Source organism: Streptomyces sp. NPDC059957 (assembly GCF_042730015.1).
GTDB lineage: Bacteria > Actinomycetota > Actinomycetes > Streptomycetales > Streptomycetaceae > Streptomyces.
Map to the genome: position 1 here is coordinate 21,383 of NZ_JBHWMB010000028.1, position 20,876 is coordinate 42,258.

The following is a 20,876-nucleotide window of genomic DNA, read 5'->3' on the forward strand; positions in this document are numbered from 1 at the left end:
GCAGAGGGGCTCAGTGGGCGATCACCGGGATCTTCATGTCGGCGTCCGAGCCCTCGGCGACCGGGTCGCCCGCACCCGGCTTGCCCGTGGTGATGAGGGTCAGGGCGATGAGCGAGCTGGCGACCAGGATGCCGACCGCCCACCAGATCGCGGAGGAGTAGCCCTCCACCATGGCCTGGGCCTGGATCAGCTTCGCCGCCGGGCCGCCCGCCGCGGCCTCGGCCGCGTGGTCGGTCAGGTACGCGGTCGTCGCGGAGGCGGCGATCGTGTTCAGCAGGGCGGTGCCGATCGCGCCGCCCACCTGCTGCGAGGTGTTGACCATCGCGGAGGCGACACCGGCGTCGGCCGGATTCACCCCGTACGTGGCCAGGGACATGGCGGGCATGAACGCCGTACCCATGCCGAGGCCCAGCAGCAGCTGCGCCGGCAGGATCAGCGCCGGGTAGGAGGAGCCGACCTCGAGCTGCGTCAGCAGCAGCATGCCGCTGGCGGCGACCATGAAGCCGGGGCCCATCAGCAGGCGCGGCGGGACCCGCGTCATGAGGCGGGCGCCGATCTGCGTGGAGCCGGCGATCATGCCCACGATCATCGGGAGGAAGGCGAAGCCGGTCGTGACGGGCGAGAAGCCCTTGACGACCTGCAGGTAGTAGGTGAGGAAGAGGAACAGGCCGAACATCGAGATGACGGCGAGGCCCAGCGAGAGGTAGACGCCGCCGCGGTTGCGCTCCAGCAGGACGCGCAGCGGGAGCAGCGGGTGGGCCGTGCGGGACTCGACGAGGACGAACGCGCCGAGCAGCACCACGGAGGCAATGAACATGCCCACGGTGAGGCCGTCCGACCAGCCGGCCGACTCGGCTCGGGTGAATCCGTAGACGAGGGCGACCAGACCCGTGGTGGACAGCAGGACGCCGGGGACGTCGAGCGGTGCGCGGTTACGGCCGCCGGCCGGCTCGCGGATGATCATCCAGGCGCCGACGGCGGCGATGATCGCGAACGGAATGTTGACGAAGAAGGTCCAGCGCCAGTTCAGGTACTCGGTGAGGACGCCGCCGAGGATCAGGCCCACGGCGCCACCGCCACCGGCGATCGCACCGTAGATGCCGAAGGCCTTGGCGCGCTCCTTGGCGTCGGTGAACATGACGGCCAGCAGCGAGAGCGCGGCCGGCGCGAGCAGTGCGCCGAAGGCTCCCTGGAGGGCGCGGGCGCCCAGCATCATGGCCTCGCCCTGTGCGGCGCCGCCCAGCGCGGAGGCCAGGGCGAAGCCGATGAGGCCGACGATGAAGGCGTTCTTGCGTCCCCACTTGTCGGCGATGCGTCCGCCGAAGAGGAGGAGTCCGCCAAAGGCCAGCGCGTACGCGGTGATGACCCACTGGCGGTTGCCGTCCGAGATGCCGAGGTCGGTCTGGGCGGACGGCAGGGCGATGTTCACGATGGTGGCGTCGAGGACGACCATCAGCTGCGCCAGCGCGATGAAGACCAGGGCCTTCCAGCGACTGGGATCGGCGCCGGCGACGGACAGCGGCGGGTTCGCGGCTGTTTTTGACATGGGGGTACCCACTTCGTGGTGCGAGATGACTGAAAAGGGATAGTTAGGGTGGCTTTACGACGCTAGGGGGCGCGCTCCGGAGGCGTCACATGGTTTTCCGCCTCAGGTCCGCCAGCGTCGTCGCCGAGCCCGGCAGTTCGGACCGGGCCGGGGCCCTCAACCCGTCGAGGAAGAGCTGGAGATGACGGTGGACGAACACGTCCGCGTCGAAGCAGCCGGTGCCCGGGAGCGGACGGCTGAGCTGGGAGAGGGCGATCATCAGGTCGCCGACGCCGATGTCCGCGCGCACGAGCCCGGAGGAGCGGCCGGCGGCCAGCAGGGCCTCGACGGATTCCTCCAAGGCCTCGCGGGAGGAGAGCAGTTCGGGGTGGTCGTGGTCGAAGTCGCTGGAGAGCACCGGGCACAGGGCGCCGATCCGCTCCTCCGCGGCCGCGTGCGTGAAGCGGCACAGGGCGGCGAAGGCGTCCGGCTCCTCGGCGAGGGAGTCGACGGCCAGGCCGGCCACCCGGTCCAGGCCGAAGAGCACGACGTGGTGGATCAGGGCGGGCCGGTCGGGGAAGTGCCGGTAGAGCGTGGCGTTGCCCACGCCGGCCCGGCGGGCGATCTCGTCGAGGGGGGCGGCGGGGCCGAACTCCACGAGCACGTCGCGGGCGGCGGTCAGGATGCGCTCCCGGTTGCGGACGGCGTCGGCTCGCGGACGCGGGACCGCGCCGGTGCCGGTGCCGGTGCCGCCGGTACGGGCCCGCTTGCCCGCCGCCTTGACCTTGCCCGCGGCCGCACGCACGGCCGCGGCCACGCCCGCACCCGCGCACGCCCCCGTTCCCGCGCCCGCCCCCGCGGCACCCGCGGCCGGAGCCGCGAGGTCGAGGTCGGCCTCCGGGCCCGGCACGGGCAGGGCCGCCGGATCGGTGGTGGCGGGGCTCTTCATGAACGACTCCCTGGCGGGGTGAGTGGCGGGGCGGTGCGTACGTCCGGGTGGGCAGCTCGCTCCCGTCGAAACGGGGAGCAGCTCCCCGGTTCGCGGGGACTCTGGTTCAAACGGGGAGAGGGTCCCCGCTTATTTCACTCTTCCGTGTGACCTGGGTCACACCACTCCAGGCCCTTTGATCCCGTTTGGCCTCTCCCGACGCGCGAGCCCGCCCCAGCCGTCGGAGGGTGAGCCCACAGAGCGCAGTCCGGACCCGGCCGGCTGCCGCGGACCCGAAGGCCGATCTCCATGCCGCAGACGCGCCACCGGATACGCAAGCCAAGCCGCACCAGCGTGTACGTAGGCATCACCGCGCTGGCCCTCGGCATCACGGCTACGGCGAGCGCAGGCATATCCAGCCGCAGCCACTCGGCGGCCGGCCCCGTGGGCGCGACCAGCGCCGAGTCGATGCTCGCGCCCTGCCGGATCACCGGCGCGATGGGCGTGCAGATGTCCGAGGGCCTGCCGACCGCGCCGGGGTACTCGCGCTCCACCGGCGAGGTCCGGGCGCTGAACCTGATGATCGACTTCCCCGACGCCAAGGGCGAGGGCACGGCGGCCGACCGGATGGCGGAGTTCTTCCCGCAGACGTCCGACTGGTTCCGCGTCAGCTCCTACGGGCGGCTGACCTACCGGGCCGAGGCGCCGATAAAGAACTGGCTGCGGATGCCGATGCCGTTCGCGGCGTACGGGATCGAGCGGGGTTCCGCGTACGAGCCCGGCTACCGCCAGCTCGTCGAGCACATCATCAAAACCTCCGACGCCGAGGTCGATTTCTCCCGGTACGACCTGATAAACATCCTGGTCACCCCGAACGCCGGCCCCTCCGCCCTCGACACCGTCCTCTCCGTCACCTTCTCCGGCAACGGCGAGGCCCCGATGGCCGACGGCGTCCCGCTCGCCAACACGTCCTTCGTCTACAGCCGCCAGGACGACGGCTCCGGCACCTACCGGGAGACCGGCTACCGGGTGCTCCCCCACGAGAACGGGCACGTCTTCGGCCTGCCCGACCTCTACACCGCCGACGGCGGCGGCACGGTGGGGCACTGGGACATCATGAGCGAGGACTGGGGCGCCAACAACGACCTGCTGGGCTGGCACAAGTGGAAGCTGGGCTGGCTCGACAGCAACCAGATCAGCTGCGCCGGGAAGTCCGGGGTCAGCGACCACGTGCTGAGCCCGCTGGCCGTGGAGGGCGGCACGAAGCTGGCCTTCATCCCCGTCTCGGAGAGCGCCGGGTACGCGCTGGAGGTGCGCACCCGCGCCGGGAACGACGAGGCCGTCTGCAAACCCGGAGTGCTCATCTACAAGGTGGACTCCGAGGTGGACACCGGCCGCGGGCCCGTCACCGTCTCCGACAGCTCCTCCGCGAGCGGCGGCTGCACCCGGCGGTCCAACGTGCACGCGGAGCTCTCGGACGCGCCGTTCCGGCCGGGCGAGACCTTCACCGACGAGAAGTCGGGCATCAGCGTCTCGGTCGTGGGCGAGCTGCGCAACGGCAGCTACCAGGTCCGGGTCACCCGGCCTTGAGCGGTGTGCTCCGCGGGTGAGGCGGGACGAGCAGCGGCTCCAAATGCTGACGCTCGGCCCGCCGACAAGCGACCTACGGCCCCCCGCCGTGTCGTATCCGTACCCGCATGGTTGGGAACTAGGCCGTCTCTTTCGGATCTTGCCGGGCCCGCGCCGCCCGGCAAGATCCGAAAGAGACGACCTAGCCGTGCATCGCCGAGTTAAGGAAACCCGTGAAGGCCTTCGCGCTGCCCCGTACCGGCGAGCCGCCCGCCGTGCTGGAACGGCCCGTCCCCCACCCCCGGGCGGGCGAGGTCCTCGTACGCACCACGGCCGCGCTCATCTGCGCCTGGGACGGGCACACCGCCGCCGGGGCGCCCACCGGGCTCGGCCACGAGGCCGTCGGCGTCGTCGAGACCGTCGGCCCCGGGGTCTGCCCCTCCTACGTCGGCCGGCGCGTCGGCGTCGAGGGCCACGGACGGCTCGCCGAGTTCTTCCGCGCCCCGGCGGCCGGAGCCGGGCTGGTCCCGCTCCCCGACACCATCTCCGACCACCAGGCCCTCTACGCGGCGGGCGCGCTCCCCACCGGCTTCGCCGCCGCCGAGGAGTCCGGGCCGCCCCCGGGCGGCAGCGTCGTCGTCTTCGGCCAGGGCGCGGTCGGGCTCAGCGCGACCATCGCGGCCGGCCGGCTGCGCGGAGCACGCGTCATCGCGGTCGAGCCGGAGATGAAGCGCCAGCGCCTCGCCCTGCGGTTCGGGGCCGACGTGGTGATCGACCCGGCCTACGAGGACACCACCGAGCGGATCCTGGAGCTGACCGGCGGCGCCGGCGCCGACCGCGCGATCATGGCGACGGCCGCGCCCGCCGCCGCGCGGGCCGCCCGCGGGGGGCTGTCCGGGAGCGGGAAGATCACGTACGCCCGCTGCCGGCCGCCGCAGAGCAGCGGGGCGCGGCTCGCGCGGGCGCTGCACCTGATCGGGGACGGGCTGGTGGACCCGACGGTGATCACCACGCACGAGTTCCCGTTCCACCGGGTCGGGGAGGCCTTCGGGCGGCTCGCCGCCAAGGAGCCGGGGATGATCAAGCCGGTGATCATCTTCCCTCGGTCCGACAGCTAGAGCCGGAGCTGGAGCGGCAGAAACAGAGCCGGCGACAGAGACAGCGCCAGAGACAGAGACTGCGGTAGCGACCACGAGGAGATCCGCCCATGACCAGCACCCCCGAAGAGCGCCTCGCCGCCGCCGGTCTGAAGCTGCCGCCGACGCCCTCGCCGGTCGCCGTCTACGTGCCCGCCGTGCAGAGCGGGCACTACGTGTACACCTCCGGCCAGCTCCCGATGGTCGACGGCGCCCTCCCCCTCACCGGGAAGGTCGGCGCCGAGGTCACCCCGGAGCAGGCCAAGGAGCTGGCGCAGCAGTGCGCGCTCAACGCGCTGGCCGCCATCACCTCCGTCGCCGGGGACCTCTCCGCCGTGAAGCGCGTGGTCAAGGTGGTCGGCTTCGTGGCCAGCGACCCGCACTTCACGGGACAGCCCGGCGTGCTCAACGGGGCGAGCGAGCTGCTGGGCACCGCCTTCGGCGACGCGGGCATCCACGCCCGCAGCGCGGTCGGCGTCAGCGTGCTCCCGCTGGACTCCCCCGTCGAGGTGGAGATCCTCGTCGAACTGCACGCTCCGATGGGCCTCTAGGGCGCCGGCCCCCCGTCAGGGGCGGCCGTACCGCCTGCGGGCGCGGCGCTCGTGTCCGGTGAGCCCGCCCCAGATCCCGGAGTTCTCGCCGATCTCCTGGGCGTACTCCAGACAGGCACTGCGGACCGGGCAGGAGAAGCAGATCCGCTTGGCCCGGGCGGCGGAGCCCGAGGCCTCGGAGTAGAAGAGTTCGGCGCACTCCTCGTCGGAGGTGCACCTCGCCTCCTTCCACCAGTCGTCGTCCGGGGCGGGCCGCGGAAGCGCGATCCCCATGGCCGGCACTCTCCTTCACATCGCTGTCTCCTTCCAGGCTGGCAGCGGCGGACGGCATGGATGAGAGCCGTTGGGCACCAGCTGGCAGTGCCGATCGGCCGTAGTGCGGTCCCCGGCCGGGGTGCCGGCAGTCACCGATCCCATGAACCGGAGTCCTCGGGCTCACCCCGATTTCCGTGGAATTACCCCAACGTAAAGGCCTGACCTGCGATTCAGCGGGGAGACGCCGGAAACGTGAACGGGTCGGCGCATGGCAGGCTGGGGCCATGAGGCTGCGTGATCTGCTGTCGTCCGAAGAGGCCCAGGCGCCTGCGGACCCGTGTCTGCTGCGCCTGTTGCGCCTGCCCGGCGGCGAGCGGGACCTGGACCGGCCCGTACTGGGCACGGTGACCATCGACCTGCCCGACCCGGGGCGCTTCGTGTCCCCCGGAGACCTGGTGCTGTCCGGTCTGGCCTGGCACCAGCGGCACCGGCAGGACGCGGGGGACGACCCGTCCGACGCGTTCGTCCGCGTCCTCGTGGAGGCGGGCGCCGTGGCGCTGGGCGCGGGCGAGGCGCGGTTCGGCCACGTCCCCGACGATCTCGTGGAGGCCTGCGCCCGGTACGGGCTGCCGCTGCTCGCGGTGGGCGTGGAGGTGCCGTTCACCTCGGTCACCGAGTACGTGGCGCGCGGCCGGACCGAGGAGCGGATCGGCGGCCTCGCCGCGCTCGTGGACCGGCACCGGCGCTTCAGCACCGACCGACAGGCCGGGGCCGGGGCCGACGCCCTCCTCGAACTGCTGCTGGCCGAGCTGGACATGCGCGCGCACATCCTCTCCCCCACCGGCCGGCAGATCGCGGGCGCGCGGCCGCCGCTGCCGGAGAAGACCGCCTCGGCGCTGGCCGGGCGGTTCCTCGCCGCCGAACGGGCGGGCGACCGGGCACCGCACCACACGGTCGCGCGCGGGACGGCCTTCTCCCTGTTCCCGGTGCGATCGGGCGCCGGGGAAGGGGAGTCCGCTCCCCGTGCGGCGCTGACCGACTGGCTGATCGCCGTCGAGGCCGACAGCTCCGACTGGAACGACGAACGCGTCGACCTGCTGGACCGGCTCGCGCGGCTGGTCGCGGTGGAGCGCGGCGGCCGCGAAACCGACCGCACGATGCGGCGGCGGGCCGCCGAACGGCTGCTGGCGCTGGTCGGCTCGGCCGCCGCCGGGGAGGGCGGGCAGGCGCTGTTCGAGGAAGAGGAGTCGGCGGCCCGGCTCACGGCGGGGGCCGCGGGGGCCTCCGGCGCCGGCGGCCCCGTGGGCCCGGAAGGCCGGCTGCGCTGGCAGGCCGTGTCGGCCCGGCTGGACCCGAAGGGGGTGCACGGGTTTCCCGTAGCGGCGTCCGTGCGCGACCTGTTGGAGGAGGTCCTGCTGCACCCGCGCTGCCTGGGGCCGGACGCGGGAACGCGGATGGCCGTCACGGCGGCCGGCGACGGGGCCGAGGCCGTCGCCTTCGTACTCGTCGGGGCGGGCGCGCTGCTGACCCCCGACGCGGTCGTACGGGTCGCCGGTGGCTCGCTGCCGCGCGGGCTGCGGGCCGGGGAGCGGCTGGCCTTCGGCGTCAGCGACCCGGTGGGCGGGGCCGCGGAGTTGCGGCACGCGCTCGCGCAGGCCCGTAACGCCCGGCAGGTCGCCGCCCCTTCGGAAGCGGTCGCCGCCTGCGGACCGGACGATCTCGCCGCGCACGTCATGTCGCTGCTGCCGCTGATCCCGGCCGACGTCCGGCGGGAGTTCAGCCCCCGGCTGCTGGCCCCGCTGACCGACTACGACCGGCGCTACCGCTCCGACCTGGTGCCCACCCTGCGGTCCTTCCTGGAACACGACGGCTCCTGGGCGCGCTGCGGAGAGGCACTGCACCTGCACGTGAACTCGCTGCGCTACCGGATCAGCCGCATCGAGGCGCTGACCGGGCGCAACCTGAGCCGGCTGGAGGACAAGATGGACTTCGCGGCGGCCCTGCGGATGGGTTGAGGCCGCGGGAGCTGGAGCGAGAGCCGGAGCCGGAGCCGGAGTTCACCCTGGTCGCGGAAGCCCTGCCTGTGGCAGCCTCTCGTCACGCAGGAAGATCACCGGCACGGTATCCAGGGGGATCCGCATGACCCGCCACATCGAGTTCGAGCGATTGCACAACTTCCGTGATCTGGGCGGCTATCGCGCCGAGGACGGCTCCACCGTCGTGTGGGGCGCCCTCTACCGGGCGGACTCGCTCGGCAAGCTCGCGGGCGCCGACTGGGAGCGGTTCCTCGAGCTCGACGTGCGGACGGTCATCGACCTGCGCTACCCCTGGGAGATCGAGGCGAAGGGCCGGATACCGGAGCCCGAGCGGTTCACGTACGCCAACCACAGCATCGAGCACCGGCCGTACGACCAGGCCGAGATCGACCCGGACACCGACCCGTGGCGGTTCCTCGCGGACCGGTTCGCCGAGGTCGCCGAGGACGGGGTGGCGGAGATCCGCGGCGCGATCGAGCTGCTCGCCGAGGGGCCGGGCCCGGCGGTCTTCCACTGCACCTCCGGCAAGGACCGCACCGGCCTGATCGCCGCGCTCGTCCTGACCCTCCTCGGCGTGGACGAGGAGCAGATCCTCGCGGACTTCGCCCTCACCGAGCTGGCGACCGGCCGCCTGACGGCCGACTGGCACGCCACCCACCCGGGCCGCACGATGCGCTGGCCCTCGTACGGCCGTGCGCCCGCCGAGGTCCTGCGCCTGACCCTGGCCGATCTCGCCACCCGCTACGGCTCGGTCCACGCCTACCTCTCGGACGAGATCGGCATCACCCCGGCCACGACGGAGCGGCTGCGGGAGCGGTTCCTCACCCGGTGAGCCCGGACGGCGCGGGCGTCCTCGGCGGCGGCGCCTTAGCGCCGGAGGGCTTCTGCCGGTTGGATGCGGGCCGCGCGCCAGGCGGGGTAGAGGCCGGCGAGGACTCCGGTGAGGAGGCCTAGGAGGGGTGCGGCGGCGACGGTGGCGGGGTGGATGACCGGGGTCCAGTCGCGGAGGACGGCGATGCTGAGGACGGTGAGGGTGCCCAGGGAGGTGCCGACGAGTCCGCCGAGGGCTCCCAAGGCCCCCGATTCGGCGAGGAATTGGGTGGTGATGTGGCGGCCCCTGGCGCCGAGTGCGCGGCGCAGGCCGATTTCGCCGGTGCGTTCCAGGACGGCGACCAGGGTGGTGTTGGCGATGCCGACGGCGCCGATGATCAGGCAGATCCCGGCCAGGATCAGGAAGAGCTCCTGAAGGTCGGAGGTGACCCCGCTGCGCAGGGTGCGGGGGTCCGGTGGCGGTACGGCCTTCAGGTACTCGGGGTGGTCGGGGCGAAGTGCGGTGGGGGCGAGGTGGGCGACTTGCCGGGCGGCGCCGATGTCGGTGGCGATCAGCATGGTGGTGCCGTCGCTTTCGGGCGGGCCCCAGATGTCCTCGGCGGTGGTGCGGGGAACGGTGACCGAGAAGAGGAGGTCCGGCTTGCGTTCCACGTCCTCGATGATTCCGATCACGGCGAAGGGCTCGTCGCCGATGAAGACGGCGGGGCGGGTGTCGAGGGTGGTGATGCCCAGGCGTGCGGCGACAGAGGAGCCGAGGACGGCGACGCGTTGCTTCGTACCGGAGTGGTAGTCGTCGTAGAGGCGGCCCTGGGCCACCGTGGGGACGGCGGCCTGCAGGGCGCCGGGTGACGCGGCGACCACCTCGGCGCTGTCGCCCCCGCTCGTGGTGCCGCCGACCGGCGCGGAGCGGACACTGCCGGCCGTGGCGTCCAGACGGACCGTGTAGAAGACGCCGGCGTGCTGGACCCCGCCCAGGCGCTCGACGCGGAGGTCGGCGTCCGCGGGGAATCCCGGTCCGGCGAAGGGGTTCTTGTTCCGGGCGATGTCTTCGACGGTTACTTCGGTGGCGGTGAGGAGGTTGAAGCGGGCGTCGATCTGGGAGGAGGTGGTGGCGGTGAGGCCGAGGACCGCGACGAAGGTGCCGACTCCAAGGACGGTTCCGAGTGCGGTCAGTGCCGAGCGGGCCGGGCGTTGCAGGATCCCGGCGAAGGCCTCGGAGACGTTGTCGCGGGCGGCGAAGCGGGAGGGCTCGATACGGACGGCGGCCCGGGATGGACGTTGCCGCGTGAGCCGCGCGAGTCGGCGGAGTGGGGGCAGGTTCATGCGGGGGCCTGTTCGCGCAGGATGCCGTCGCGGATGGTGACGGTGCGGCCGCCGTGTGCGGCGACTTCCTGGTCGTGGGTGATGACCAGGACGGTCATTGCGTCGGCGTGGAGTTCGTCGAGGAGGGCCAGGACGGTGTCGGCGTTGGCGGAGTCGAGGTTTCCGGTGGGTTCGTCGCACAGCAGCAGCGATGGGCGGGCGACCAGGGCGCGGGCGATGGCGACGCGTTGGCGTTCGCCGCCGGAGAGCCGGGAGGGCAGGGCGTCGAGGCGGTGGGCGAGCCCGACGCGGGTGAGGGCTTCGCGGGCGCGGGCGGGGCGTTCTTTGCGGGGGATGCCGTTGTAGAGCATGGCGAGGGCGACGTTTTCCAGGGCCGAGCGGTGGGGCAGGAGGTGGAAGGACTGGAAGACGAATCCGATGCGGCGCCCGCGCAGCGCGGTCCTGTCCTTGTCGCCGAGGGCTCCGGTGTCGATGCCGTCGATGAGGTAGTGGCCGGTGGTGGGTGCGTCGAGCAGGCCGGCGATGTTGAGGAACGTCGACTTGCCGGAGCCCGAAGGGCCCACGACCGTGACGAACTCGCCTCGCTGGATGGTGAGATCACACGGCTTCAACGCGGCCACCGGCGGCGGGCCCGGGTAGGTGAGACCCACCTGCCGGAACTCGATCACGGGCGGTACGGCCTCCGGCAGAGGCACGTGCACGGGCGTGACCTCGGCCTTGGCCTTGGCCTTGGCCTTGGCCTTGGCCGCCGGCAGGAGCTCGGCCTTGGCCACCGGCAGGAGCTCAGCCTTGACCACGGGCACAGGCGCGGCCTCGACCACGGCCTCCACCTCTCCCTCCGCCTCCGCCTCCGCCTCCGCCTCGCTGACGCTCTCAGGCGCGGTCCCGTCGGTGGTCCCGGTCATGAACCGCCGCCGCTCTTGCCGCTGTTGGCCTTGGGGCCGGTCTGCTTGTTCGCGACGCCCGGGTTGACTCCGATGACGACCGAGTCGCCGTCCGCGAGGGCGCCGCCCGCGGTGGGCCGGATCTCCACGTAGCCGTCGCCGGTCGTGCCGGGCCGGACCTCGACCCGGCGCTGGGCTCCCGTGCCGTCCACGACGGTGACACTGGTGCGGCCGTCGGTCCCGGCGGAGACAGCGGTCACCGGGACGACCAGCGCGTTCCCGTCGGTCGCCGCGGCCTCCACGGTCAGCCGTACGTCCTGACCCGCGAGTTTGGAGTCCAGCGCGGCGAGGGGGCGTACGAGCATCTCGTACCCGCTCGGACCGCCGGGAGCGGGAGCCTGCTGGCCCTGCCCGTCTCCCTGGCCGCCGTTCGGTGCGGCGGGTGGTGCCGACTGGGTGTCCGCGACCGACAGCACCTCGGCGGCCACCGTGACCCCGCTGACCTCGGAGAGGATCTCGACCTTCTGCCCGGCCCGGACCAGGCCCTTCTGATGCTCGGCAAGTTGACCGCGTACGACGAGCGCGCCCGCGGACAGGGTCATCGCGGCACCGCTGACCGGGGAGCCCGGGCGGACGCTGACCGTGTCCGCACGGGCCGGGAAGGACTCCAGGAAGACGACCTCACCGGCCGGAACCATCGGGCCCGCCGCCGCCCGGGCCTCGGCGAGACGCTCACGGGCCTTGGCCAGGTCCTCCTGAGCGCGTGCCACGGCACGGGCAGCCTCCTGACCGGCCCCCTTGCCACCAGCGGAGCCCGTGGCGCCAGCGGTGCCGGAGGTCCCTGCGGTCCCAGCCGTCCCTGCGGTCCCAGCCGCCCCTGAAGTTCCCGAAGTCCCCTTGCCGCCGGCGGTGCTCGTACCGCCGTCCGTCGTATCGGTGTCACCCGTACGGGACTTGGCAGCCGCCTTGGCGTCTTCCAGGGACCGTTCGGCCGAAGTGACCGCGTCCTCGGCGGACTTCACGGCCTCGCCGCGGTCGGCCACCGCGGGCAGCGGGTCGTAGCCGATGGACTTGTAGAAGGAGGCCAGCGCCGCCTTCGTCCCCGCGCCGAAGGTGCCCGCCTTGTCGGAGCCCCTGCCGTAACCCAGCCCGGCGAGGGCCTTCTGGAGCTGCTTCACATCGTCACCGGTGGCACCCGGCTTCAGGTCCCGGTACACCGGCAGCGCGCCGGGCAACGCGAAGACCGGGCGCCCGGACACCTCCAGGAACACCTTGCCCGCCGGCACCGGATCGCCCGGACGAACGGCCACCTTGGTGACCACGGCAGGGCCGGAACCCTCCCCGCCCGCCACCGTCGGGGTGACCTGAACCGCCTGGGCGGAGGTGACCGTCCCGCGCACGATCACGGTGTCACGCAACACCCGCTTCTCCACCCGCGCGACGAGCACGTCCATCGGCGGCGGACCCGCCTCGGCAGCCGCCTGCGCCGGCGACTTGATCACCAGCGAAGCGGCGACACCTGCCGCGGAAAGCAGTACGGCCCCCACCGCCACGGCCGCCACCCACTTGCGACGCCGGGACAGACCGGCGGAGGGCTCAGCGCTTCCGGACTCCCGGGCGGGCTCTACGAGCCCTGCACGTTCGGCGGCCGGTTCGAGGGCCCGTATGTCGCCCTTCATTCGGCGTTCGGCCCGCCGGCCGACGGCGCGGAGACGTCAGTGCACTTCTGCATCGAGAGGAAAAAGCCGGCCGGCTCCGGATCGACCGCTCCCGCGCCCTGCCTGGATTGCGCGACAGAACCGGAAAGCGAAGAGGGATTTGCATCCGAGCGGCCGGAAAGCGGAAAGGCAGCCGCCCCCCGCGGTGGGGCGACTACGGATGAACCCCGTCGAAACGGCACAGCAGACCTCCTGGGACATCTTGCGATCACGGCCACCATAAACCGAGAACAGATCAACCAACCTGCGCTCAGGGACAGTTGCGATGGCCATGGCGCGTGATTGACTCCAAGATGTCGGGCTTTGCCCACAGCGGCAGAACCCCACCCATCCGAGAACCGCAATTGCCCAATCAAAAGGACGGCCTCGAAGCTCCGCAATAGACTTGTCGGCCACAAATGACCGCCGGGGCAGCGCGGGACAGGCCGGGGCGGGGCAGGGCGGGGCGGGCCGGGACAGGGCGGGACGGGGCGGGACGGGGCGGGGCGACTATCGGCCGGGTCAGGCCCGCTTCTCGGCGTCGATCTCGGCGATCAGGCCCTCGATGAGGCCCTTGATCTCGTCGCGGATGGGGCGGACGGCCTCGACGCCCTGGCCGGCCGGGTCTTCGAGCTGCCAGTCGAGGTAGGTCTTGCCGGGGAAGTACGGGCAGGCGTCGCCGCAGCCCATGGTGATGATGTAGTCCGAAGCCTGGGCGGCCTCGGGGGTCAGCACCTTCGGCTTCTGGTCGGAGATGTCGATGCCCAGCTCGGCCATGGCGGCGACGGCCGAGGGGTTGATCCGCTCGCCGGGTACGGAGCCTGCGGAGCGGACCTCGACGCGGTCACCCGCGAGGTGGCGCAGGAACCCGGCCGCCATCTGCGAGCGGCCCGCGTTGTGGATGCAGACGAACAGCACGGACGCGAGCGGGGCGGAGGACATCGGTTCTTCCTTCGTCGGCAGGGTCTACCGGGCCGTCCATCGCGCCCGGGCGGCAATGACTCAGCCCGGACTGGTATCAGCCCAAGCTGATGTGACAGTATCAGCACATGATGACGTCAGTCGACACTGAACTGATCCGAGTCCTGGCCGACCCCCTCAGGCTTCAGATCGTGACCCTGCTCTCCCGCGAGACGCTGTGCACCACGCACCTCGTGGAGGAGACCGGCGCCAAGCAGACCAACCTCTCCAACCACCTGAAGGTGCTCAGGGAGGCCGGGGTCGTGGACACCGAACCGTGCGGCCGCTTCGTCTACTACAGACTCCGCCCGGAAGTCATCGAGGCCATCGCCGGTCAGTTCACCGACCTCGCGCAGGCCGCACGTGCCACCTCCGAAGCGAACATCAAGCGGTCCTGCCCGTAGCCCGCTTGGTTTCCCCCTCACCTGCCCGAGGAGAACCCGCCTTGACCGCCACCGAGCCCGTCGGCCCCGTACCCGCAGCGGCATCCGCGATACCCGCCGACGCGCCGCCCCAGCCCGTACCCGGCGCGACCCCGCCCGCCGCTCCGCTGGTGGCCCGGGCCGCCGCCGAACTCGTCGGGACGGCCGCGCTGGTCGCGGTCGTCGTCGGGTCCGGCATCCAGGCGACGAAGCTCACCCAGGACGTGGCCCTGCAGCTGCTGGCCAACTCCACCGCCACCGTCTTCGGCCTCGGCGTCCTCATCACCCTCCTCGGCCCGGTCTCCGGCGCCCACTTCAACCCGGCGGTCAGCCTCGCCGAGTGGTGGACCGGCCGGCGTAGCGGCATGGGCGTCACCGCCCGCGAGCTGGCCGTCTACGTGCCCGCCCAGATCGCCGGCGCCATCGCGGGCGCGGTCCTCGCCGACGCGATGTTCGGCGAGCCGCTGGTGAAGTGGTCCACCCACGACCGCTCCGCCGGGAACCTCCTCCTCGGCGAACTCGTCGCCACCGCCGGGCTGATCCTGCTGATCTTCGGCCTGGCGCGGACGGACCGGCTGCGCTTCGCGCCCGTCGCCGTGGCCTCGTACATCGGCGCCGCGTACTGGTTCACCTCCTCCACCTCCTTCGCCAACCCCGCCGTCACCATCGGCCGCGCCTTCACCGACACCTTCGCGGGCATCGCCCCCGCCTCCGTACCGGCGTTCGTGGGCGTACAGCTCGTGGGTGCGGTCGTGGGTGCGGTCGTGGGCCTGGCCCTGGTCGCGGTCATCTTCATGCGCGGCAGGACGGACGACGGGTCACCCTCCGCCTGACGCAGCACGCGGGCGCGGTCGCGGACTCGGTCGCGGTCGCGGACGCGGACGCGGTGGTGGTCGGCGGCGGTCAGTCCGGGCTCTCCGCCGGCTACCCCTGCCGGTGGGCGGGCATGAGGTCGGTCTTGGGGCTGCACGGGGGGCCGGGCGGTCGGCCCGAAGCCTTCAGTCGATCCGCGGGCTGCGGCGCTCCAGCATGACGACGTCGCGCCACACGCCGTGGTGGCGGCCGATGCGCTGGCGGGTGCCGATGACGCGGAAGCCGGCCCGCTGGTGCAGGGCCAGGCTCGCGGTGTTCTCGGGGAAGATCCCGCACTGGATCGTCCAGATACCCGCCGCCTCGGTCGAGGCGATCAGCGCGTCCAGCAGGGCGCGGGCCACACCGCGGCCCCGGGCGCCGGGGTGGACGTAGACGGAGTGCTCGACCACGCCCGCGTAGGCGCACCGGTCGGAGACCTTGGAGGTGGCCAGCCAGCCGAGCAGTTTCCCGTCCGCGTCGACTGCCGCGAAGCGGTGTTCGGGCAGCTTCCCCGCGTCGAAGGCCTCCCAGGTGGGGGCCTCGGTCTCGAAGGTGGCATTGCCCTCGTCGATCCCGGCTCGGTAGATCGCCAGAACCTCGTCCGCGTACGCCCCGGTCAGGGGCTCGATGCGCATGCTCACACCCCACCGGCCCGGGTCAGCAGGGCGCCCATGGCGGCGAGGACGGCGGGCTCCACCCGGTAGTAGACCCAGGTACCGCGCCGCTCGGAGGAGAGCAGACCGGCGTCCTTCAACTTCTTCAGGTGGTGCGAGACCGTCGGCTGCGAAACGCCCACATCGGAGATGTCGCACACGCAGGCCTCCCCGCCCTCGTGCGAGGCGACGGCCGAGAACAGCCGCAGGCGCACGGGATCGCCCAGCGCCTTGAACATCACCGCGGTCCGCTCGGCCTCCTCGGCCGTCAGCGGGCGCTCCGTCAGCGGCGGGCAGCAGGGCGCGGCGGCGTCCGGTTCCAGCAGGGGCAAGACCTTCGAAGGGGGCATGTCTGCATCATCCCCAGAAAATAGATGGATGTCTATGTTGACGGACGTCGATATGGGGTGTCAGTCTTGGGGCGTCAGGACATCGACAAACGTCAAAGCAGCGGCGTCGCAGTCGGACGACGTACTTGAACGACGCAGTCGGACGCAGTCGGAAGTAGCCGGAAGTAGTCAGGGGAGCCCGCCATGAACGCATCCACCGAAGCCCTGCCCGTCGTCGTGATCGGAGCCGGTCCGATCGGCCTCGCGGCCGCGGCGCGGCTCGTCGAGCGGGACATCGAGCCCCTCGTGCTGGAGGCGGGCCCCGCCGCGGGGTCCGCGGTCCGTCAGTGGGCCCACGTACGCCTCTTCTCCACCTGGGCCGAGGTCGTCGACCCGGCCGCGGAGAAGCTCCTCGCCCCGACCGGCTGGGTCGAGCCCGACCCCGCCGGCTACCCCTCCGGCGGCGACTGGGCCGAGCTCTACCTCCAGCCCCTGGCCGACGCCCTCGGCGACCGCGTCCGCTACGGAGCGACCGTCACCGGGGTCTCCCGTACCGGCCGGGACCGGATCGTCGACGCGGACCGCGAGGCCCAGCCCTTCGTCATCCACTACACCGCGGCCGACGGCACCGAGGCCCGCGTCTTCGCCCGCGCCGTCATCGACGCCTCCGGCACCTGGTCCACCCCCGGCCCGGCCGGCGGCAGCGGCCTGCCCGCCCTCGGCGAGAAGAGCGCGGCCGACCGCATCACGTACCGCGTCCCGGACCTCAAGGACCCCGCCGTCCGCGCCCGCCACGCCGGCAGGCGCACCGCCGTCATCGGCTCCGGAGCCTCCGCCTTCACCGCGCTCGCCCACCTCGCCGACCTCGCGAAGGAGGAGCCCGGCACCCATGCCGCCTGGATCCTGCGCCGCGGCATCTCCGGCTCCACCTTCGGCGGCGGCACGGCCGACCAGCTGCCCGCCCGCGGCGCCCTCGGCCTCGCCGCCAAGTCCGCAGTCGACGACGGCCACGCCGACGCGGTCACCGGCTTCCGCACCGAAGCCGTCGAACGCGACTCCGACGGCCGCCTCATCCTCGTCGGCGAGGACGGCCGCCGCCTGGACCCGGTCGACGAGGTCATCGTCCTGACCGGCCTCCGCCCCGACCTCACGTTCCTCGACGAGCTGCGCCTCGGCCTCGACGAACGCCTCCAGGCCCCCACCGCGCTCGCCCCGCTGATCGACCCCAACCAGCACTCCTGCGGCACCGTCTACCCGCACGGCGCGAGCGAGCTCTCCCACCCGGAGAAGGACCTCTACCTCGCCGGCATGAAGTCCTACGGCCGCGCCCCGACCTTCCTCGCCATGACCGGCTACGAACAGGTCCGCTCCATCGCCGCCGCCCTCGCAGGCGACCAAGACGCCGCAGCACGCGTCGAACTCACCCTCCCCGAAACCGGAGTCTGCGGCGGAGCGGGCCTCTTCGACCAGCCCCAGGCGACCGAGGAGACCAGCGGAGGCTGCTGCGGAGCCCCGGCCACCCTCACCATCGGCGCCCCCACCTCCTCCGGCGGCTGCTGACCCAGGTGACCGACACCAAGCCGACGTGGCCGCGACCGGGACGGGGGTCCGGCCGCGGCCCCGCGGCGCCCTCCCGGCCCTCCGCGCCACTCAGATCACGAGCCGGGGCATCGTCTCCTACGCCTTCGCCTTCCCCGTCTACTTGGGCAACTCGTCCAACCTTGAACGGATTGGGGACTGCCTTCCGTGGCGGACCGTCAGATGACGTCGGCGGGCATGACGTGCCGGGCAGGGTGCGTCGAGGTGATCAGCCGCCGGCGCGAGCAGTTCCGGGGCGGCGGACAGGTACCCGTAGGTGCGCTCAGGGACGGGCCAGGCAGATCTACCCTCGCGGCAGCATGTTCTGCACGTCGGCGCGGTGCGGTACCGGCCCAGGAGCGTGGCGACGTACGGAACGAACGCCGCCCTGCTGAACCACATCGGGTTCGCCTGGCTCGGCAACTCCGCCACTCGAGCCATGAACCCCATCGCCCCCGCGGCCTGGCGCCCCCGCCCCCGACCTCCACCGTCTGGGAACGCGTGGAGCCCCTCCATCTCGGATGCGGATCAAGCACCACCCGCTACACTGACCGCGGCGACCCGGCCTCACAGCCAGGTCTCCGCAGCCTGCCGGTAAGCTCGTCTGGATCATCGTGTCCACCTGGACCGACTTTCAGACACGGTTTCCGGCAGATCCCCGCCTTCGTGGGGCTTGCAGGAAACTCTAAAAGCCCAGGTCAGGGCCTCCCCGCGGAAGCTGCCTAAAACGCTCCGCTCGCCTTCTCGGAACGCATTGCGCATCGTCGCAGCTCAGAGGCATGTTGGTGGATCCCTCGGACTCCCTTGATTTCGGCCGCTGAATGGCGGGCTGCCTCGGCTTTCGTATCCGTTCTCCAGAGCAACGCCGCTGCCGACGCGCAGGCCCGTCTCCCGGACTCTGCGCTGTGGCGCTCTGATCCCGAGGGGTCAGGATTGAAGGCCCCAAAACGCCTCCACTGGTTCTGGAAACGCGGACGACTGAGCAGACCAGCCGGCTGGTGGCCATCGCGCGCAGCAGAGAAGCGATACCCGTCCGAAGGTCGCGGCCGATCCACCCTTCAGCAGCCCACCCCCTGCCCTGAGGGAGTGTGCTGCCTGCCGACTACACCGAAGAGTGGCTGCTGCGACGACCCCCTTAAGACGTTGGCCCACTCAATGCCGAGGTCACGGCCGAAGCCCAGCGTCTGGCACGTGCTCGGCCTGGCCACAACCGAGGTTCGTAGCGATCGAGCCCTGAACAAGCGGTCGTCAACAAAGGCAGGGCAGGACAGTTCTTTCACGTCCGGGACCGGCTACATGAATGGGAGAATCGTTCCATGCCGGATCTCTCGCCTTCAAACGACTCGGACGCCAGGACTTTCCCTCTCGACACCAGCGTCATCCCGCTCGGTGAGCGCGCCCTGCGGGGCGTTCTTAACCACGTGGTCGCTGTCGGCGACGAGGCCGAGGCGACCTACCTCGAGGTGAAGAGCCCTCTCGACATGAACAGCAAGGCGACCGCGGCCAAGATCGCAAAGTTTCTCCTGGGCGCAGCGAACCGGCGTCCGGGCGAGGCGGCCCGACACTTTCACGGCTACGCGGTCCTGGTCATCGGCGCACAGAAGAACGGCGCTCCCGGCGTACCGCGCGGAACCGAGGCCCACGAGCTCGAGGACAGGCTCCGCCCCTACCTCGGACCCCAGTTCCCGGCCTTCGAGTTCGGCCGCATCGGCGTCGACTCCGACCGCGAGGTCCTGTTCGTCATCGCCCAGCCGCCGGAGGATGGCCAGACGATCTTCCCGTGTCACAAGAGCTATCAGGGTGAGGACCGCCGCGACAACCTCGAGGACGGCGCGATCTACGTGCGAGGCATCAGTAACACCCGGCCCGCACGCTCCGGAGAGGTCCTCACCCTCGTCGAGCGCGCCCGCCGGGGCGGGAAGCCACCGATTGACCTCGAGGTACAACTGCTCGGCCCGATCTGCAGGGTCGACCGCGTGGACGAGATCCTCGAGAATCTTCGCCGCTACGAAGAAGAGAAGTTCACTAAGCAGCCGACACCGGCTGAAGTCACCGTCGCCTCGATACCGTTCAGATTGACGCCCAACTTCTTCCGCAGCCCGGAACTGTCGACGGAGGACCGGGAGCAGGCGCTCGCCGCATGGCAGAGCAAGAAGGTCGAACACATCGCTGAGGCTCGGGAGCACTTCCTAGGCGTCGGGTTGCCGGGTGCTGGCGTACAGGTGGTCAGCCGCCATCGTTTCGTGGCCAAGCCGCAGCTGATCCTGACGTTCCATAACTGCGAGGTGCTGGACTATCTCGACCCGGACGACGCCGACTTCGAGAAGACCGTCGAACCAGTGCTGCGGCCGCACGATCCGTTCTCGCCAAGCCTCGACTACTCGACTATCCGAGCCCTCCCACGGGACTATCCCGTGACCTGGAGCACCCACGGCGAGGACGCTGAAGTTGTGCTCGCTCCGGAGTCGTTCCGCCCGAACGTACCCTGGACCAGCGACCAAGACGACTACGTGATCATCTCGCAAGATCCCCAGGCCAGCTCGGTGGAGGTCTCGTGGAAACTTACCGAGGACGGCAACGACGCGGTGACTAGTGGTGAGCTCCGGGTACCCACCGATCCCCTCATCGACGCGGCCGACCTGTTCGAGTCGGTCTTCCTCAGCGCGGACTAGGTGTGTTGTTCGATACCGGGCGAGGGGAGACCATGGATCTCTCGCAACCGCTGAGCTGCAGCCTCACCCTCGAATTCTGTTAACGCAGTACATAGACGTCCAATGACGAATTGCTTGGCATCGGGCTTCAGCTTCCCGTACCACTCCTCGAGCAGATGTGCCGTTTGCACCCACGTAGCACCCGGGGCAAACGAAGCCACTTGCCCAGCAACAATGGGGACGATCTTGATCGTCTCCGCGTTGACCGTCTCCGGTGATTCGAGCAACAGCTGTGCAAGGAGAAGCGTCGGGTCCGTGCGCAGCTGATCACGGTACGCCACCGCCTGGGCCACCCGCAGTTGCTTGATCTCCGAGTCCGTGCGCGCGTGTGCCCGGAGGCGCATCTGGGCGTGGGCGGCATGCAGGTCCTCAGGGCCGACGTGTACGCGCACGGTGGCCCATCGCACCCGCACCCCCTCGTCGGGCAGCACCGCTTCCCTACCGAAGCGCGCGTTCGCGCGATGTTGGAGTTCGGCGTAATCAAGGATGGGGCAGTCAGCCGCCAGCCGTGTGAACTCGCCGATCACATGGCACGATGCAACGGCTCCCGGATTGTGGTGACGGACTCGGCTTCTCTGCCATCGGCCTTCTATGAGGACATCAAAGCGGAATCCGTCATCTGCGCTCGCGACAGTG

General features: G+C 71.4%; 19 protein-coding genes. 9 read left to right on the forward strand and 10 right to left on the reverse strand.

Annotated elements, in window-relative coordinates; genetic code table 11:
* Positions 1-10: 10 nt before the first annotated feature.
* Complete coding sequence (locus ACFWBW_RS20015; protein ID WP_385374231.1) at positions 11-1,546, reverse strand: MFS transporter; 1,536 nt, start codon at positions 1,544-1,546, stop codon at positions 11-13.
* Between the two features lie 85 nt (positions 1,547-1,631).
* Positions 1,632-2,330, reverse strand: a complete 699-nt coding sequence (locus ACFWBW_RS20020) for a TetR/AcrR family transcriptional regulator (protein WP_385374376.1) — start codon at positions 2,328-2,330, stop codon at positions 1,632-1,634.
* 432 nt (positions 2,331-2,762) lie between these two features.
* Here ACFWBW_RS20020 and ACFWBW_RS20025 point away from each other — a divergent pair, with 432 nt between their 5' ends.
* The 3 genes from ACFWBW_RS20025 to ACFWBW_RS20035 all read left to right on the forward strand — a co-directional run bounded on the left by ACFWBW_RS20025 (position 2,763) and on the right by ACFWBW_RS20035 (position 5,709).
* The gene (locus tag ACFWBW_RS20025) at positions 2,763-4,043 is read left to right on the forward strand and encodes a M6 family metalloprotease domain-containing protein (RefSeq protein WP_385374233.1); all 1,281 of its coding nucleotides are present in this window, start codon (positions 2,763-2,765) and stop codon (positions 4,041-4,043) included.
* A gap of 212 nt (positions 4,044-4,255) precedes the next feature.
* Complete coding sequence (locus ACFWBW_RS20030) at positions 4,256-5,140, forward strand: zinc-binding dehydrogenase (RefSeq protein WP_385374234.1); 885 nt, start codon at positions 4,256-4,258, stop codon at positions 5,138-5,140.
* Between the two features lie 89 nt (positions 5,141-5,229).
* Complete coding sequence (locus ACFWBW_RS20035; RefSeq protein ID WP_385374236.1) at positions 5,230-5,709, forward strand: RidA family protein; 480 nt, start codon at positions 5,230-5,232, stop codon at positions 5,707-5,709.
* Between the two features lie 15 nt (positions 5,710-5,724).
* Here the strand turns inward: ACFWBW_RS20035 and ACFWBW_RS20040 are convergent, their stop codons facing one another.
* On the reverse strand, positions 5,725-5,982 hold the full coding sequence (locus tag ACFWBW_RS20040) for a WhiB family transcriptional regulator (RefSeq protein ID WP_385374238.1): 258 nt from the start codon (positions 5,980-5,982) through the stop codon (positions 5,725-5,727).
* 266 nt (positions 5,983-6,248) lie between these two features.
* On the opposite strand from ACFWBW_RS20040, the gene ACFWBW_RS20045 reads away from it, so the two are divergent.
* The gene (locus ACFWBW_RS20045; protein ID WP_385374240.1) at positions 6,249-7,979 is read left to right on the forward strand and encodes a PucR family transcriptional regulator; all 1,731 of its coding nucleotides are present in this window, start codon (positions 6,249-6,251) and stop codon (positions 7,977-7,979) included.
* 124 nt (positions 7,980-8,103) lie between these two features.
* Positions 8,104-8,832, forward strand: coding sequence for a tyrosine-protein phosphatase (locus ACFWBW_RS20050; RefSeq protein WP_385374242.1), 729 nt, complete (start codon positions 8,104-8,106; stop codon positions 8,830-8,832).
* 35 nt (positions 8,833-8,867) lie between these two features.
* On the opposite strand, the gene ACFWBW_RS20055 is transcribed toward ACFWBW_RS20050, so the two are convergent.
* From ACFWBW_RS20055 to ACFWBW_RS20070, 4 genes are all read right to left on the reverse strand, one after another.
* Positions 8,868-10,154 (reverse strand): ABC transporter permease, encoded by a 1,287-nt coding sequence (locus tag ACFWBW_RS20055; RefSeq protein WP_385374244.1) that lies wholly within the window; start codon positions 10,152-10,154, stop codon positions 8,868-8,870.
* Entirely contained in the window at positions 10,151-10,855 is a 705-nt protein-coding gene (locus ACFWBW_RS20060; RefSeq protein WP_385374378.1) for an ABC transporter ATP-binding protein, read from the reverse strand. Before ACFWBW_RS20060 ends, ACFWBW_RS20055 begins: the two co-directional genes overlap by 4 nt.
* A 200-nt stretch (positions 10,856-11,055) precedes the next feature.
* On the reverse strand, positions 11,056-12,717 hold the full coding sequence (locus ACFWBW_RS20065) for a peptidoglycan-binding protein (RefSeq protein ID WP_385374246.1): 1,662 nt from the start codon (positions 12,715-12,717) through the stop codon (positions 11,056-11,058).
* A gap of 540 nt (positions 12,718-13,257) precedes the next feature.
* Positions 13,258-13,677 carry an arsenate reductase ArsC gene (locus tag ACFWBW_RS20070; RefSeq protein ID WP_385374248.1) on the reverse strand — a complete coding sequence of 140 codons (420 nt, stop codon included), beginning with the start codon at positions 13,675-13,677 and terminating at the stop codon, positions 13,258-13,260.
* 107 nt (positions 13,678-13,784) lie between these two features.
* Between ACFWBW_RS20070 and ACFWBW_RS20075 the strand changes: the two genes are divergently transcribed.
* Both ACFWBW_RS20075 and ACFWBW_RS20080 read left to right on the forward strand, forming a co-directional pair.
* Positions 13,785-14,099, forward strand: a complete 315-nt coding sequence (locus ACFWBW_RS20075; RefSeq protein ID WP_385374250.1) for an ArsR/SmtB family transcription factor — start codon at positions 13,785-13,787, stop codon at positions 14,097-14,099.
* 41 nt (positions 14,100-14,140) lie between these two features.
* Positions 14,141-14,950 carry an aquaporin gene (locus ACFWBW_RS20080; RefSeq protein WP_385374252.1) on the forward strand — a complete coding sequence of 270 codons (810 nt, stop codon included), beginning with the start codon at positions 14,141-14,143 and terminating at the stop codon, positions 14,948-14,950.
* 165 nt (positions 14,951-15,115) lie between these two features.
* Here ACFWBW_RS20080 and ACFWBW_RS20085 read toward each other — a convergent pair whose 3' ends face one another.
* Together ACFWBW_RS20085 and ACFWBW_RS20090 are read right to left on the reverse strand one after the other, a co-directional pair.
* Positions 15,116-15,604, reverse strand: a complete 489-nt coding sequence (locus tag ACFWBW_RS20085; RefSeq protein WP_385374254.1) for a GNAT family N-acetyltransferase — start codon at positions 15,602-15,604, stop codon at positions 15,116-15,118.
* A gap of 2 nt (positions 15,605-15,606) precedes the next feature.
* A complete protein-coding gene (locus tag ACFWBW_RS20090) occupies positions 15,607-15,972 on the reverse strand; it encodes an ArsR/SmtB family transcription factor (RefSeq protein ID WP_385374256.1) in 366 nt (121 codons plus the stop codon).
* A 183-nt stretch (positions 15,973-16,155) separates the two neighbouring features.
* On the opposite strand from ACFWBW_RS20090, the gene ACFWBW_RS20095 reads away from it, so the two are divergent.
* Both ACFWBW_RS20095 and ACFWBW_RS20100 read left to right on the forward strand, forming a co-directional pair.
* A complete protein-coding gene (locus ACFWBW_RS20095; RefSeq protein WP_385374258.1) occupies positions 16,156-17,511 on the forward strand; it encodes an NAD(P)-binding domain-containing protein in 1,356 nt (451 codons plus the stop codon).
* Positions 17,512-18,845: 1,334 nt separating this feature from the next.
* Positions 18,846-20,201 (forward strand): hypothetical protein, encoded by a 1,356-nt coding sequence (locus ACFWBW_RS20100; protein WP_385374260.1) that lies wholly within the window; start codon positions 18,846-18,848, stop codon positions 20,199-20,201.
* Here the strand turns inward: ACFWBW_RS20100 and ACFWBW_RS20105 are convergent.
* Positions 20,198-20,767 carry a hypothetical protein gene (locus ACFWBW_RS20105; RefSeq protein WP_385374262.1) on the reverse strand — a complete coding sequence of 190 codons (570 nt, stop codon included), beginning with the start codon at positions 20,765-20,767 and terminating at the stop codon, positions 20,198-20,200. The genes ACFWBW_RS20100 and ACFWBW_RS20105 overlap by 4 nt on opposite strands.
* Positions 20,768-20,876 lie beyond the last annotated feature (109 nt).

What these genes read in the sequence shown, in the direction of transcription:
- ACFWBW_RS20100 (WP_385374260.1), top strand. Translation starts at nt 18,846, where the DNA reads ATGCCGGATCTCTCGCCTTCAAACGACTCGGACGCCAGGACTTTCCCT.
- ACFWBW_RS20050 (WP_385374242.1), top strand. Translation starts at nt 8,104, where the DNA reads ATGACCCGCCACATCGAGTTCGAGCGATTGCACAACTTCCGTGATCTG.
- ACFWBW_RS20070 (WP_385374248.1), bottom strand. Translation starts at nt 13,677, where the DNA reads ATGTCCTCCGCCCCGCTCGCGTCCGTGCTGTTCGTCTGCATCCACAAC.
- ACFWBW_RS20095 (WP_385374258.1), top strand. Translation starts at nt 16,156, where the DNA reads ATGAACGCATCCACCGAAGCCCTGCCCGTCGTCGTGATCGGAGCCGGT.
- ACFWBW_RS20075 (WP_385374250.1), top strand. Translation starts at nt 13,785, where the DNA reads ATGATGACGTCAGTCGACACTGAACTGATCCGAGTCCTGGCCGACCCC.
- ACFWBW_RS20090 (WP_385374256.1), bottom strand. Translation starts at nt 15,972, where the DNA reads ATGCCCCCTTCGAAGGTCTTGCCCCTGCTGGAACCGGACGCCGCCGCG.
- ACFWBW_RS20065 (WP_385374246.1), bottom strand. Translation starts at nt 12,717, where the DNA reads ATGAAGGGCGACATACGGGCCCTCGAACCGGCCGCCGAACGTGCAGGG.
- ACFWBW_RS20015 (WP_385374231.1), bottom strand. Translation starts at nt 1,546, where the DNA reads ATGTCAAAAACAGCCGCGAACCCGCCGCTGTCCGTCGCCGGCGCCGAT.
- ACFWBW_RS20085 (WP_385374254.1), bottom strand. Translation starts at nt 15,604, where the DNA reads ATGCGCATCGAGCCCCTGACCGGGGCGTACGCGGACGAGGTTCTGGCG.
- ACFWBW_RS20045 (WP_385374240.1), top strand. Translation starts at nt 6,249, where the DNA reads ATGAGGCTGCGTGATCTGCTGTCGTCCGAAGAGGCCCAGGCGCCTGCG.
- ACFWBW_RS20035 (WP_385374236.1), top strand. Translation starts at nt 5,230, where the DNA reads ATGACCAGCACCCCCGAAGAGCGCCTCGCCGCCGCCGGTCTGAAGCTG.
- ACFWBW_RS20040 (WP_385374238.1), bottom strand. Translation starts at nt 5,982, where the DNA reads ATGGGGATCGCGCTTCCGCGGCCCGCCCCGGACGACGACTGGTGGAAG.
- ACFWBW_RS20025 (WP_385374233.1), top strand. Translation starts at nt 2,763, where the DNA reads ATGCCGCAGACGCGCCACCGGATACGCAAGCCAAGCCGCACCAGCGTG.
- ACFWBW_RS20055 (WP_385374244.1), bottom strand. Translation starts at nt 10,154, where the DNA reads ATGAACCTGCCCCCACTCCGCCGACTCGCGCGGCTCACGCGGCAACGT.